Below are 14,450 nucleotides of genomic sequence, written 5' to 3' on the forward strand. Positions count from 1 at the left end.
CCTCTGCCGAGCATGGCTCGGCACTACGGGCTTGCTTGTAACGCCTCTGCCGAGCATGGCTCGGCACTACCGGGGTGCGTGTAACGCCTCTGCCGAGCATGGCGCGGCACTACATGATTCAAAAGCCGCGGCCTGCCGCGGCTTTTGCTGTTTATTGGTTGCGCGCGCAAGCGTATGCAGCCGCCGTTCGCCCTGCAGTCGTAGAATAGGGCGATGAACGAAGTCGACCACAGCCATCTCGTGCACGGTCGTCGGCAACGCCCGGATGGGCCGTCGCCGGTGGACGTGATTTCCGTGCAGTCCCAGCTGGTCTACGGCCATGCCGGCAACAGCGCGGCAGTGCCGCCGCTGCGTGCGTTGGGGCTGCGCGTCGCCGAAATTCCCACTACGCTGCTCAGCAATGCGCCGTTCTACGCGACACTGCGTGGCCGTGTGCTGCCTGCCGATTGGTTTGCCGAACTGCTGCAGGGCGCCACCGAACGAGGCCTGCCGCAACGCGCCGGCGCGCTGGTGTCCGGTTACTTCGGCAGTGTCGCCAATGGTGCGGCCTTTGCCGATTGGCTGGACGAAGTACTGCCGCAATCGCCGCAGTTGCGTTACTGCCTGGATCCGGTGATCGGCGATACCCATACCGGGCCCTATGTCGAGCCCGGGCTGGAAAAGATCTTCATCGAGCGGCTGCTGCCGCACGCCTGGCTGGTGACGCCCAATGCCTTCGAGCTGGGCCGCCTTACCGGCATGCCGGCCTTGGAGCAGGATGACGCCATCGCCGCCTCGCGCAAGCTGCTGGAGCGCGGCCCGGAATGGGTGATCGCGCATTCGGTCTCCGGCGACCCCGGCGAGCTGGTGACCCTGGCCATCGGCCGCGAGCAGATCTGGCGCTGGACCTCACCGCATCTGCCGGTGGACGTTGCTGGCACCGGTGACGTGCTGATGTCGCTGCTGGTCGCGTTCCTGCTGAAAGGCCACAGCTTCGAGGACGCGGTAAGCCGCGCCATCGCCGGTGTGCATGCGGCACTGGAAGCGACCTTGGCCACCGGCGTCGAAGAGTTCGACGTGCTGGCGGCCGCACCGGCCGCCTTGGGTACGCCTTACCGGTTCCGCGCCGAGCGTCTGGCGTGAGTCTGCGCCCGGTGATCGGCATCGTCGGCAGCGGCGGTGCCTTCGGGCGTTGGCTGCGCGGCTTTTTCGAGGCGCGGATGGGCTTGCAGGTGATCGGCCATGATCCGATCGATGCGGGCTCGCAGACACCGGAGCAGTTGCTGGAACAGGCCGATGTGTTGCTGTTCTCAGCGCCAATCCGGCATACGCCTGCATTGATCCGCGAGTACATCCGGCAATCGGGTGGGCGTGAGCGCGGCAAGCTGTGGCTGGACGTCACCTCGATCAAGGCCGAGCCGGTGACTGCGATGCTGGAATCGCAGGCCTCGGTTGCCGGGCTGCACCCGATGACGGCACCGCCCAAGGCGCCGACCTTGAAGGGCAGGGTGATGGTGGTCTGCGAGGCGCGCCTGGATGCGCACTGGCAGGCATGGCTGGACGAACTGTGCAGCGCCCTGCAGGCCGAATGCGTGCGCGGGACTGCCGGACACCACGACCGGGTGATGGCGCTGGTGCAGGCGATGGTGCACGCCACCCATCTGGCCCAGGCCGGCGTGCTGCGCCAGTACGCGCCGATGCTGGGCTCGCTGGCTGAGTTGATGCCCTACCGTTCGGCCGCCTTCGAGCTGGATGCGGCGGTGATCTCACGCATCCTGTCGTTGAACCCGGCCATCTACGAAGACATTCAGTTCGGCAATCCGCACGCTGGCGAAGTGCTGGATCATCTGTTGCAGCAGCTGCAGCAGCTGCGTGGCCTGGTGGGGCAGGGTGATGACGCGGCGCGTGCGGTATTCCGCAAGCAGTACCTGGCCGACAACAAGGCGGCCGTGGATGAGCAGACCCTGCGCGATGGCAATTACAGCTTCGAGCGCGTCGGCTACCTGTTGGCGGACCTGACCGACGCGCGCGCGATGAGCGTGCACCTCCCGGAAGATCGCGCGGGTTCCCTGCGTGAGTTGCTGCATGTGTTCGAACGCCATGGCATCAGCTTGGCCTCGATCCATTCCTCGCGCACGCCCAGTGGCGAGGTGCATTTCCGCATGGGTTTCGTGCAGGCCTATGCTGCCGACGTGCTGCAAGCGGCGGCCGAGGAGATCAACCGCAGCGGTATTGGGCGCGTGCTGGATCGATGAGCCTGCAGCGTTTGTAGGAGCGGCGTAAGCCGCGAAGCTGACAACGCCAGCCGAAGCCAATGGCGCATTGCAGTTGCTCAGGCCCTGGAATCGTCGGGGGTCACCGACTTCGCGGCTTACGCCTCTCCTACAAGATTTCCGGCGCTCGTGGGAGCGGCGTGAGCCGCGAAGCTGACAAAGTCAGCCGAAGCCAATAGCGCATTGCAGTTGCCCAGGCCCTGGAATCGTTGGGGATCATCGACTTCGCGGCTTAGGCCGCTCCTACAAGATCTCGGGTGCTCGTGGGAGCGGCGTAAGCCGCGAAGCTGACAACGCCAGCCGAAACCGATAGCGCATTGCAATTGCCCAGGTCCTGGAATCGTTGGGGATCATCGACTTCGCGGCTTATGCCGCTCCCACAAAAGCCAGGGTAGCCAGTGCCCCTTCCAAGCCTTCCCTTTGCTGTTTAGAGGGAGGGGCTCAACCCCATCTGCGTCTCACGGGCTGCGACTTAATCCACAGCGGAGTGTGCGCAAGCATGTGGATAATCTCTGACAACCCTTGGGGCACAAGGCTGTCAAGATGGTTGGTGAAAAAATGAGCAGTCGCAGGCCGAATCGGCAAAGCGTATTCAGAATTACCGGATCAACCTGCAGCACCAGCGCCGGAAGGCGCGCCGGCAATGACCATGGCGCGCTGCTGAAGGGCCATCAGGCCCGGTAGGGCTGGTTCATCGAAAGGCTGACTTCGCCATCGGCACTGAACAGGTTGCTGCCACGGCGCAGCAAGGGGCGGCCATCGGCAAGTTCATAACGGGGCGGATGGGGCGTATTGCTGGCTTGGATGCTGCTTGGCTCATCAAGGAACTCGATGACGATGCAGCTTTCGCCATCGCGGGTGGTTGCCGGAAATTGTCGGAACGCCATAGCTCGACTCCAGTGCTGGAAAGGTGATCGCCGTGCATCCGCTGCGACCACACCTTGAGCTTGCCGCTGGCGGTGTTAGCCATGCGTTAGCGCGGTGTTAGGCATGTGCGAGAAGGTGCAGCAGTTATCAGAACGCGCGTTTTGCGCGGCCGTGGAAGTCAGCTGCCACCCTCCCGTCGGCAGAATGATTGCGTGCAGAAGTTGCGCCGCAACCGCAATTCTTGAATGCAAACAACAAAGGCATTCAATCAAGCCGCCCCATAGAACGGGGTCGGCTTGATTCAAGCCTCATCAATCAATGAACTGCAGTCGCGCCAATTCCGCGTACAAGCCATCCTGCGCGAGCAGCTCGGCATGGGTGCCTTGGGCGACGATGCGGCCGTGGTCCATCACCACGATGCGGTCGGCCTTGAGCACGGTGGCCAGGCGATGCGCGATGACCAGGGTAGTGCGGCCGGCCATCAATCGCTCCAGCGCCTGCTGCACGGCTCGCTCGCTCTGCGCATCGAGCGCGCTGGTGGCTTCGTCCAGCAGCAGTACCGGCGCATCCTTGAGCAATGCGCGGGCAATGGCTACCCGTTGTTGCTGGCCGCCGGACAGGCGCGCACCGCGCTCGCCCAGGTCGCTGGCATAACCTTCTGGCAACTGCATCAGGAAGTCATCGGCCTCGGCGGAACGGGCTGCGGCGCGGACCTCCTCGTCGCTGGCTTCCAGACGGCCATAACGGATGTTGTCGGCGGCGCTGGCGGCGAACAGGGCCGGCTGCTGCGGCACCAAGGCGATGCTTTGACGCAGCTGCGCCGGGTCCAGTTCGCGCAGATCAATACCGTCCAGTCGCAGGCAGCCGCTGTCCGGATCATGGAAGCGCAACAATAACGACAACACGGTGCTCTTGCCCGCGCCGGAAGGCCCGACCAAGGCTACGGTTTCGCCCGGTGCCACGGTCAGGCTGAAATCATCCAGCGCCGGGTGATCGGGGCGCTGCGGGTAGTGGAAGGACACATGCTCGAAGCGGATCTCGCCGCGTACCGGTGTAGGCAAGGGATGCGGCTGGGCAGGCGAATTGATCTGCGGGGTTTCGGCAAGCAGTTCGCCAATGCGACCCATGCCGCCGGAGGCACGCTGCAGTTCGTTCCAGACTTCGGCCAAGGCACCGACCGAGCCGCCGCCGATCAAGGCGTACAGCAGGAATTGCCCAAGCGTACCGGCACTCATTCGGTGATCAACCACATCGTGCGCACCGGACCATAAGACCGCAACGATTGCCCCGAACACCAGCATCATGGCGATGGCGGTAACAAAGGACTGGGTACGGATGCGGCGTTTTGCAGTCGCCACGGAAACATCCAAAGCAGCCTCGAAGCGACCACGCTCATAAGGCTCGCGCGCATGCGCCTGGACCGTGCGCACCGCGCCCAGGGTTTCCGCAGCCAAGGCATTGGCATCGGCGACGCGGTCCTGGCTGGCGCGCGAGATCTTCTGCAACTGGCGTGCGCCAAGCACGATCGGCAGCACCGCCAGCGGAATGCCGATCAGCGAGTACACCGCCAAACGCGGGCTGGTGACGAACAGCATCACCATCGCGCCGACCACGGTGACGCTGCTGCGCAGTGCCACCGACATGGTTGAGCCGATCACGCTGCGCAGCAGCTCGCTGTCGGCAGTGAGCCGCGAGACCAGCTCGCCGCTGCGGGTGCGGTCGTGGAAGCCGGCGTCCAGGCCGATCAGGTGCGCATAGAGCTTGGCACGCAGGTCGGCGACGACTTTTTCGCCCAGGAGGGAGACGAAGAAGAAGCGCGCGGCCGTGGCCAATGCCAACACAACGGCGACGATGAACAGCAGCATGAAAGCGCGGTTGATCTCGCCGCCGCCGGAGAAGCCGTGGTCGATCATCTGCTTGACCGCCATCGGCAGGCTCAGCGTCGCTGTGGACGATATCGCCAGGGCGACCAGCCATGCGCTGAACAGTCCGGCATGGCGGCGCACGAATGGCCACAGGGTTTTCAGGCTGCCGAGTTTCTGCAGCTTGCGCGGTGAGGGGGCGGTGGGGGTTTCAGTCATGGTCGACAGGTTCGCTCAGGCGTAGGCGGTCGCGGGTGGCGTCGCGCAGGCGTAGTGCCAGCGCATCGATCTGGTCTGCCGGCAGGCGCACGTGCAGGCGCAGGCCTTCGGGCAGGAAGTGTTCTTCAAGCTTCTCGGCGCCGGCGCTGCCCAGCAGGGTGTGCACGATGCCCATGTCTTCGAAGCCGCATTGCAGGATGCGCTCGGTCATCGGCACCAAGGGGCTGCGCTGTGCCAGTCGCAGGCATTCGGCGGCGGTGCCGCCATAGGCGCGGACCAGCCCGCCGGCGCCCAGCTTGATGCCACCGTACCAGCGTGTCACTACCACCGCGATGCGGTCATAGCCCTGACCGTCGATGGCGGCCAGGATCGGACGGCCAGCGGTGCCAGCGGGTTCGCCATCGTCGCTGGAGCGGTATTCGTTGCCGTAGCGATAGGCCCAGCAGTTGTGGGTGGCGTCGACATCCGAGACGGATTGGATGAACACCAGTGCCGCAGCGGCATCGCTGATCGGCGCTGCCTGGGCGAGGAAGCGGCTGTGTTTGATTTCCAGCTCATGGCTGGCGGAAGCGGCAAGTGTGTCGAGCATTGCCGTCATTCTAGTGGCAGCACCGCAAAGCGGTAGCGGGTGCAGCTCAATCCTCGAGCAGCGGCCGCAGGTCGCGCGGAATGCGCGCTTCCGGGTAATCGTGGGCGAAACGACGCAGGCTTGCCTTTGCGCCATCCAGGTCGCCGGCTTCAAGGCGTTCGCGGATACGCTTGATCCATTGGTGACGCGACAACGTGGCATCGGCTTCGATGTCCGGGGTGCTGTCGGCGGCGATGGCGGCCGCACGCTGTCGGCGCGCCTCCGCCGCTTTTGTAACCGCCTTGGTGCCGGCATGCGGAATCGGTGCCGGGCCAGTAAGCGCAGGGCGCGGTGGCGCCGTGCGTGCCGGTGCGCTTTGGGTGCGATAGAGGTCGTTCTGCGGAGCATCGGCGTTACCGGCCTGCTCGGTGTAGACCGGGGCTTGCACAGGTGCCGGCATGACCATGGGCGCTGGTGGCGCCGGCGGCGCTGGCGGGGCAATGACCGGAGCCGGCGAGAACGCGCGTGGCGCGCGCTCGGCTATAGCGCCGCTGGCGGGCTCGGCGACGGTGGTTTCGTCCTTGCGGGAGCCGTCTGCTGGCGCGGGCTTGGGCGCGGCTGCTTTGTGTTCTTTTGCAGCGGCTTCTGCTGGCGGCGAAGCGGCAGCGGGCGCGGCGGCCACGTCGACCGGAAGCTGATCCATCATGGGAGCTGCTGGCGGTGCCGCGCTTGGCTCCTGCGCGGCTGCCGCAGCGGAATCGGCAGCGGATTCAGCCGCTGCAACTGCCACGTTTGCTTCAGCTTGCGCTGGCATGGCAGGTGGCGCATCCAGCGGCCGCAGCTGCCAGGCCAGGCCAACCACCAACACCAGCGATGCGGCCACCGCCAGCGAGGACACCAGCCCGCGACGACGGCCCCAGCCGCTGCTGCGACGCGCAGCCGATGGCAAGGGAGTCGGTGCGGTGGCCTGGGTCTGCTCCGGGGCTGGATTCTCGGTATCGACGGCGGCCGGTGCCTGCGCTGCGTTGGCCATGGCGATGATCCGCGCATCGAGTTGCGCGCTGGGCGTAGCTGCGCTCCGGCCAGGCCGGCCGAGCAGCCGGGCCAGCTCGCGCTCTTCGGGGGTAAGCATGTCTGCGGTCTTCATTCGCTCAACCTCGCGCGCAGCTTGTCCATCGCATAGCGCAGCCGCGACTTGACGGTTTCCCGGCCAACGCCGGTGATCTGCCCGATCTCCTCCAGGCTGAGTTCCTGTTCCAGTCGCAGGATCACGACTTCCTGTTGTTCGGCTGGCAGCTCAGCCAAGGCCTGACGCAGTTGTAGGCGTTGGGCTTGTTCGTCTGCCAGTAATTCAGGGGTGCAGGTATCGGCCAGGCTCGCGGTGCGTTCGTCGGCATCGGCCGGTGCGACGGGCCGATGACGCGCTGCCCGCCAATGATCATTGAGCCGGTTGTGGGCGATGCGGAACAGCCAGGTGGAGAAGGCGGCATCGGGCTTCCAGCCGGCCCGGGCATGGATCATCTTCTGCCAGACGTCCTGGAACAGCTCTTCGGCCAAGGGCCGGTCGCGCAGCTGGCCCAACAGGTAATGAAACAGGCGCGCACGGTGCCGGGCGTAGAGCTCGGAAAACGCATCGCTGTCGCCGTCGGCATAGGCCAACATCAACACTTCATCGGTAGGGGTCTGGACAGCGGTATCCACCTGCCAAGCGTAGTGGTTGGCTCGGGTTCTGCCTAGCTCGACAAGGCAGTCGGGCGATGCTTATTCAGACTTGTGAAAGATAATCTTTTTTCTGAGACCCACTGCTCTTGACCGCTGCGAAAGGTATGCTGCGGAATCAGGGGGGAGTTCCGGGAGACCGGAACCCAGAGAGAACGGATAGATGTCGTATAGCGAGCTTGACGCGCGGGCCGAATCCACGCGCGCCGATACTTTTTCGCCGGTTACCAAAGTGGTGGCGACATTGCAGGGCTTGTTGCCCCGCGCCAGCAATGTTGCGCTGGCGTGGCGTGATGCGGTGCTGGGTGAAGGCAACTGCAGTTTCCCGGAGCCCGCCGAGGGGCTTTGCCGCTTGGCGCGTGAGCGTCTGGCCGGGACCGGCGTGGACCTGCCGGGCAGCGTCTTCGAACTGGCCTGGCGGCATGAGCTGGGCACCGATTGCGTGGTGCTGATCGATACCGATGAAGTGATGTCCATGGTGCGCCGCGAAGCCTGGGAGGGTACTGCGCGGGTGCTGATCGGCTCGGCCATGGAGTTGATGCGCCAGCGCCTGCAGATTGAAGAGCTGCAGCGCTCCAAGCAGTTGCAGAAGGCGCTGTTCGAGATTGCCGACCTGGCCGGCGCCGACCTGGCGATGACCGAGATGATGGCGCATTTCCACCGCATCCTTGGCTCGTTGATGTACGCCGAGAACTGCTACATCGTCGAGTGCGATGAGTACCAGCAGAGCCTGGAATTTCTGTATTTCGTCGATACCCACGACAGCTACCTGCCAGAGCCGGGGCGTCGCTACCGCTATGAGGAGATGCCGGCCAGCCTGACCTTTGCGGTGCTGCGCAACGGCAGGGCATTGAGTGGGCCCTCGCGTGAGTTGGCGAAGTTCCTGGAGCAGCAATACGAGGTGTCGGAAGGCGTCGAGAGCACCGATTGGCTGGGTGTGCCGATGTGGCGCGACAACCGCGTATGCGGCGCGATCGTGGTGCAGAGTTACGTTGCCGATGCCTGCTATGGCGAGGAAGAGCGTGCACTGCTGAACTTCGTCGCCAAGCACATCCTTACCGCGATGGACCGCCATCAGGCACATGCGCAGCTGGAACAGCGTGTCTGGCAACGCACCCAGGACCTGGAGCACATCAACGGCCACCTGCAGGGCGAAATCATCGAGCGGCGGCGCGCGGAGTTGTTGCAGGCGGCGCTGTTCAACATCTCCGAACTTGGGATGAGTGGCAAAGCCACCGGTGAGTTCTACGCGCAGGTGCACGGGATCATCGGTCGCCTGCTTGATGCCAGTAATTTCTACGTGGCGATGGTGACCGCAGATGCGGCAGGCATCGAGTTCGTCTATTCGGTAGACCGCTTCAATCGCGAGCGTGCAACCCGGGTTTTCAGCGCTGGTTTGACTGAGTACGCACTGCAACGGCGCGAGCCCGTGCTGCTGGCGCGTGCGGATATCGACCAATTGATCGCGGCGGGCACCTTGAAGGAGTTTGGTGCCAAGTCGCAATGTTGGTTGGGGGTGCCGCTGTTCAGCGATGACGAAGTGGTTGGCGTCATCGCCGTACAGAGCTACAACCCCGAGGTGGCGTTCACTGCCGATGACCAGCGCTTGTTGGTTTTTGTCGCCCGCACCATCGGCAACAGCCTTGCCCGCCAGCGCGACCAGCAGCGCCTGTTGCAGGCGCATGCGGAACTTGAGTTGCGCGTGACTGAACGTACCCGCGAGTTGGGCGAGGTCAATCAGAAGTTGTTGGGGCAGATTGGCGAGCGCATGCGCGCCGAGCAACGCCTGACCCATCTGGCCATGCACGATGTGCTGACCGGCCTGCCCAATCGCCTGCACCTGCAGGACCGTCTGGAGCGGGCGATCGAGAATGCGGAACTGGGTATCGCCCCGCACTTCGCGCTGCTGTTCCTCGATCTGGATCGTTTCAAGTGGGTCAACGACAGTATCGGCCACGCTGCCGGTGACCAGATGCTGGTTGAAGTGGCGCGCCGCCTGGTGGGCCTGGTGCGCGGCGAGGATGTGGTGGCGCGCTTGGGCGGTGACGAATTCGCATTGCTGGTGCCCTGCGAGCGCGGCTCCAATGCGGCGATGGAGTTGGGGCGGCGCCTGCTCAAGGCCCTGGAAGCCCCGATGTGGGTGGACGGGCGCGAGCTGTTCCCTTCGGGGAGCATCGGTATTGCCGTCTGGGATGCACGCTATACCTCCGGTGCGGATCTGTTGCGCGACGCCGACGCGGCCATGTATAGGGCCAAGCTCAAGGGCCAGGACCGCTGCGTGATGTTCGATGGCGCGATGCACGACGAGGCCATGCGCAGTCTGGAGCTGGAAGCGGACCTGCGCCGGGCGATCAAGAAGCGCGACTTCCTGCCGTATTACCAGCCCATCGTGTCGCTGCTGGATGGTGAAGTGGTTGGCCATGAAGCACTGCTGCGTTGGCGGCACGAGCGACGCGGCGTACTGCTGCCGGGGCAGTTCCTGTCGCTGGGCGAGGAGAGCGGCCTGATCGAGCAGGTGGACTGGCAGATCTACGAGCAGGTGGTCACCGATATGGCGAGCTGCACGGCCGGCTATATCTCAGTGAATGTGTCGCCACGACATTTCCGCTCCGCCGAGTTTGCGCCACGATTGCTGGGCATGCTGGACGCGGCGGGTGCTGATCCCGAGCGTCTGCGTGTTGAGATCACCGAAATGGCGTTGCTGGATGATGAGCCACGGACCCTGCGCACGCTGCATCAACTGCGTGAGCGCGGCGTGGTGGTGCAGTTGGATGATTTTGGTACCGGCTATTCGGCGTTGTCGTACCTGCATCGCTTCCCGATCAGCGCACTGAAAGTGGATCGCAGTTTTGTGGCCGGGCTGCATGATGAAGGCAGCAGCAGTACGTTCGCGCTGGTGCAGGGTGTGCTGTCGCTTGCGCGCACGCTTGGCATCGAAACGATAGGCGAGGGCATCGAGGATGAGCGGCAGCTGCAGACCTTGAAGGACCTGGGCTGCAATTTCGGCCAGGGTTACCTGCTCGGCTATCCAGCCCCGCGCGAGGAAACCCTGCAGCGCGCATAAGTGCTGGGTTTTTGTAGGAGCGGCGTAAGCCGCGAAGCTGACAAGGTATACGCCGCGCACCGGCTGCAATTGCACGATGCGCAGTGGCTGTTTCTCACTGGGAAGACCAGTAATCTGTACGGGCTATGAGCTTCGCGGCTTACACCGCTCCCACAAACCACCCGTCGGGAATGTTGTAGGAACGGCGTAAGCCGCGAAGCCACCAATGCATCCGTCGCGCACCGTCCGCAATTGCACGAGATGCGCATTTGCTGTTGCTCGCGCGGAAGACTGGCGATCTGTGCGATGTACGAGTTTCGCGGCTTATGCCGCTCCTACAAACGACCCGTCGGGAATGTTGTGGAAGCGGCGCTGGGTGGCCTAGGGCGATAAGCCGCGAAGCCGGGAGTACCTCAACGCAGCGCGTTGCGCTTCTTCTCGTCGAACCACTTGTCGGCCTGGGCCGGCGAGTAGTTGCGCATCCACTCCAGCATCTGCGTGGCGTCTTCGCCGTACCACAGGTCATCGCGCTGTTCCGGGTGCAGGAAGCGCTCGCTGACCATGGTGTCGATCATGTTGATCAGCGGCTGGTAGAAGCCATCGATGTCGAGGAATGCGCAAGGCTTGTGGCCGATGCCGAGCTGGCGCCAGGTCAGCATCTCGAAGATCTCTTCGGCGGTGCCGAAGCCGCCGGGCAGGGCGACGAAGGCATCGGACAGGTCGAACATGCGCGACTTGCGCTCATGCATCGAGCCGACGATCTCCAGCGAGGTCACGCCCTTGTGCGCCACTTCCATGTCCACCAGGTGCTGCGGGATCACGCCGGTGACTTCGCCGCCTGCGGCCAGCACGCCATCGGCCACCGCGCCCATCAGGCCGGTACGGCCGCCGCCGTAGACCAGGCGCAGGCCTTCGTTGGCGATGCGCTTGCCCAGTTCGGTGGCGCGTTCGACATAGATGGGCTTGGCGCCGGGGTTGGAGCCGCAATAGACGCAGATGGACTTCATGTGTTGTTCCTGGTGAATGGGAAGAGGTGGTCGCTCTGTGGCCGCTGAACAGGCGCGCAGACCGGGGAATACAAAAGCAAGAAGGCTCCGCCGGAGCGGAGCCTTCAGGTCACAGGCCGTGGAGCTTAGTTGGCCTTGTGGATGGCGCGCTTGCTGACCGCCATGGCCGCGTCATGTACTGCTTCGGACAGCGACGGATGGGCGTGGCAGATGCGTGCCAGGTCATCGGACGAGCCGCTGAACTCCATGGTCAGCACACCTTCGTGCACCAGCTCGGAGACATTGGCGCCAACCAGGTGCATACCCAGCACGCGGTCGGTTTCGGCATGTGCCAGCACCTTGACGAAGCCAGCCGGCTCCACCATGGCAACCGCGCGGCCGTTGGCGGCGAACGGGAAGCTGCCAGCCTTGTACGGGATGCCCTCGGCCTTGAGCTGGGCTTCGGTCTTGCCGACCCATGCCAGTTCCGGCTCGGTGTAGATCACCCACGGGATGGTGTCGAAGTTGACGTGGCCCGGCAGGCCAGCAATCAGTTCGGCCACGGCGACGCCTTCTTCAAAGCCCTTGTGGGCCAGCATCGGGCCGCGCACGCAGTCACCCACCGCCCAGACGCCATCGACGCCGGTGTGGCAATGGTCGTCGACCACGATCTGGCCACGCTCATTGAGCTGTACGCCGGTACCTTCGGCCAGCAGGCCCTTGCTGGCAGCGCGGCGGCCAACGGCGACCAGCAGCTTGTCGACGGTCAGGGTCTTGTCGCCCTCGGCATCGGTGTAGCTGACGATGACTTCGTTGCCCTTGATCTCGGTCTTGGAAACTTTGGCGTTGAGGCGGATGTCCAAGCCCTGCTTCTTGAATTCCTTGGCGGCAACCTTGGCCACTTCGGCATCGGCTACGGCCAGGAACTCCGGCAGTGCTTCCAGAATCACCACTTCCGAACCCAGGCGCTTCCACACGCTGCCCAGTTCCAGGCCGATCACGCCAGCGCCGATGACGGCCAGGCGCTTGGGCACTTCGGTGAAGTCCAGCGCGCCGACGTTGTCGACGATGAGGTTGCCGTCAAACTTGGCGAACGGCAGCTCGATCGAATCCGAGCCGGCGGCGATGATGACGTTGGTGCCCTTGAGCTCGACTTCCGAACCGTCGTGCTGCTTGACCTTGACCACGTTGCCAGCCTGCAGCTGGCCGAACCCGTAATAGGTGGCAACCTTGTTGGCCTTGAACAGCTGGGCGATGCCGCCGGTGAACTGCTTCACGATGGCGTCCTTGCGGCCGACCATCTTGCTCACGTCGATCTTGGCGTCGTTGAAGCTGATGCCGTGCTGATCGAAGATGTGGCCCATGTTCCAATACTGGCGCGAGGAGTCCAGCAGCGCCTTGGACGGGATGCAGCCCACGCGCAGGCAGGTGCCGCCCAGTGCCGGCTTGCCGTCCTTGCCCAGCGCTGCATCGATGCAGGCGGTCTTCAGGCCCAGCTGTGCGGCGCGGATGGCAGCGTGGTAGCCGGCCGGGCCAGCACCGATGACGACGACGTCGAATTGTTCAGCCATTTGAGATTCCTTGTTGCCTGTTCCTTCTCCCGCCGGGAGAAGGTGGCGCATAGCGCCGGATGAGGGTGCGGGTGAGGCTGCCCTCACCCCAACCCCTCTCCCGCAGGCGGGAGAGGGGCTCAGAGCTCTTACAGACCGAACAGCATGCGGCCCGGGTTTTCCAGCTGGTTCTTGATGTCCACCAGGAACTGCACCGAATCCTTGCCGTCAATGATGCGGTGGTCATAGGACATGGCCAGGTACATCATCGGGGCGATCACGACCTGGCCGTTCTCGGCGATCGGACGGTCCTTGATGGCGTGCATGCCGAGGATGGCGCTCTGCGGCGGGTTGATGATCGGGGTCGACAGCAGCGAGCCGAAGGTGCCGCCGTTGGTCACGGTGAAGGTGCCGCCCTGCAGTTCTTCCAGCGACAGCTTGCCGTCACGGGCCTTCTTGGCGTAGTCGGCGATGGTGCGCTCGATGTCGGCGAACGACATGCGCTCGACGTTGCGCAGCACCGGGGTCACCAGACCCTTTTCGGTGGACACGGCGATCGAGATGTCCGAGTAGCCGTGATAGATGATGTCGTCACCATCGATCGAGGCATTGACCAGCGGGAAGCGCTGCAGTGCGTTGGCGGCAGCCTTGACGAAGAAGCTCATGAAACCGAGCTTGATGCCGTGGGCCTTGACGAACTCTTCCTGCAGTTCCTTGCGCGCAGCCGACACCTTGGACAGGTTGACTTCGTTGAAGGTGGTCAGCATCGCGGTCGAGTTCTTCGACTGCATCAGACGCTCGGCAATGCGCTTGCGCATGCGGGTCATCGGTACGCGTTCTTCCGGACGTGCACCGCCGGCCTTGCCGACGCCGCCGTTGCGGGCGAAGTTGACGATGTCTTCCTTGGTGACCGCGCCGTGGCGGCCGGTGCCGGACACGTCAGCCGGGTTCACGCCTTCGGTGATGGCCGAGAAGCGGGCGCCCGGGGGCAGGGTGTCGGCAGCCGACTTGGCAGCCGGGGCCGGTGCAGCGGCAGCAGCCGGAGCGGCGGCGGCCGGGGCAGCAGCCTTCGGCGCTTCAGCAGCAGTGGCCGGAGCGGCAGCGGCAACCGCGCCTTCCTCGATGATGGCCAGCAGCTGGCTCGAGGTGACGGTGTCGCCTTCCTGGAACTTGATTTCCTTCAGCACGCCATCAACCGGCGCCGGTACTTCCAACACGACCTTGTCGGTTTCCAGGTCGAGCAGGTTCTCATCACGCTTGACGGCATCACCCACCTTCTTGTGCCAGGTGGCGATGGTGGCGTCGGAGACGGATTCGGGCAGTACCGGTACTTTGACTTCGGTGGCCATTTGGCTGATTTCCTGGTTTCGTTTTCTTGTGGAAA

11 protein-coding genes are annotated in these 14,450 nt (G+C 64.2%); 3 read left to right on the forward strand and 8 right to left on the reverse strand.

Features of this window, described 5'->3' with window-relative positions; all coding sequences use genetic code 11:
- Nucleotides 1-213: 213 nt before the first annotated feature.
- Entirely contained in the window at nt 214-1,122 is a 909-nt protein-coding gene (pdxY, locus tag ABE493_RS12755) for a pyridoxal kinase (protein WP_062166180.1), read from the forward strand.
- Nucleotides 1,119-2,234, forward strand: coding sequence for a prephenate dehydrogenase (locus tag ABE493_RS12760; protein ID WP_346499293.1), 1,116 nt, complete (start codon nt 1,119-1,121; stop codon nt 2,232-2,234). Before pdxY ends, ABE493_RS12760 begins: the two co-directional genes overlap by 4 nt.
- A 689-nt stretch (nt 2,235-2,923) precedes the next feature.
- Here ABE493_RS12760 and ABE493_RS12765 read toward each other — a convergent pair.
- The 5 genes from ABE493_RS12765 to ABE493_RS12785 form a co-directional block, all read right to left on the reverse strand.
- Entirely contained in the window at nt 2,924-3,139 is a 216-nt protein-coding gene (locus ABE493_RS12765) for a hypothetical protein (RefSeq protein ID WP_346499294.1), read from the reverse strand.
- 291 nt (nt 3,140-3,430) lie between these two features.
- A complete protein-coding gene (locus ABE493_RS12770; protein ID WP_346499295.1) occupies nt 3,431-5,200 on the reverse strand; it encodes an ABC transporter transmembrane domain-containing protein in 1,770 nt (589 codons plus the stop codon).
- Nucleotides 5,193-5,789 (reverse strand): IMPACT family protein, encoded by a 597-nt coding sequence (locus ABE493_RS12775; protein WP_346499296.1) that lies wholly within the window; start codon nt 5,787-5,789, stop codon nt 5,193-5,195. Before ABE493_RS12775 ends, ABE493_RS12770 begins: the two co-directional genes overlap by 8 nt.
- Before the next feature lie 46 nt (nt 5,790-5,835).
- Entirely contained in the window at nt 5,836-6,915 is a 1,080-nt protein-coding gene (locus tag ABE493_RS12780; RefSeq protein ID WP_346499297.1) for a hypothetical protein, read from the reverse strand.
- Nucleotides 6,912-7,469, reverse strand: a complete 558-nt coding sequence (locus ABE493_RS12785) for an RNA polymerase sigma factor (protein WP_346499298.1) — start codon at nt 7,467-7,469, stop codon at nt 6,912-6,914. The genes ABE493_RS12780 and ABE493_RS12785 overlap by 4 nt, the downstream gene beginning before the upstream one ends.
- Before the next feature lie 181 nt (nt 7,470-7,650).
- On the opposite strand from ABE493_RS12785, the gene ABE493_RS12790 reads away from it, so the two are divergent.
- The gene (locus ABE493_RS12790; RefSeq protein ID WP_346499299.1) at nt 7,651-10,551 is read left to right on the forward strand and encodes a bifunctional diguanylate cyclase/phosphodiesterase; all 2,901 of its coding nucleotides are present in this window, start codon (nt 7,651-7,653) and stop codon (nt 10,549-10,551) included.
- A 392-nt stretch (nt 10,552-10,943) separates the two neighbouring features.
- Here ABE493_RS12790 and ABE493_RS12795 read toward each other — a convergent pair whose 3' ends face one another.
- The 3 genes from ABE493_RS12795 to sucB all read right to left on the reverse strand — a co-directional run bounded on the left by ABE493_RS12795 (nt 10,944) and on the right by sucB (nt 14,415).
- Nucleotides 10,944-11,537, reverse strand: a complete 594-nt coding sequence (locus ABE493_RS12795; RefSeq protein WP_346499300.1) for a TIGR00730 family Rossman fold protein — start codon at nt 11,535-11,537, stop codon at nt 10,944-10,946.
- Nucleotides 11,538-11,662: 125 nt separating this feature from the next.
- Nucleotides 11,663-13,087 (reverse strand): dihydrolipoyl dehydrogenase, encoded by a 1,425-nt coding sequence (gene lpdA, locus ABE493_RS12800; protein WP_346499301.1) that lies wholly within the window; start codon nt 13,085-13,087, stop codon nt 11,663-11,665.
- 128 nt (nt 13,088-13,215) lie between these two features.
- The gene (gene sucB, locus ABE493_RS12805) at nt 13,216-14,415 is read right to left on the reverse strand and encodes a dihydrolipoyllysine-residue succinyltransferase (RefSeq protein ID WP_346499302.1); all 1,200 of its coding nucleotides are present in this window, start codon (nt 14,413-14,415) and stop codon (nt 13,216-13,218) included.
- Nucleotides 14,416-14,450 lie beyond the last annotated feature (35 nt).

Source organism: Stenotrophomonas terrae (assembly GCF_039674165.1).
Taxonomy (GTDB): Bacteria; Pseudomonadota; Gammaproteobacteria; order Xanthomonadales; family Xanthomonadaceae; genus Stenotrophomonas; species Stenotrophomonas terrae_A.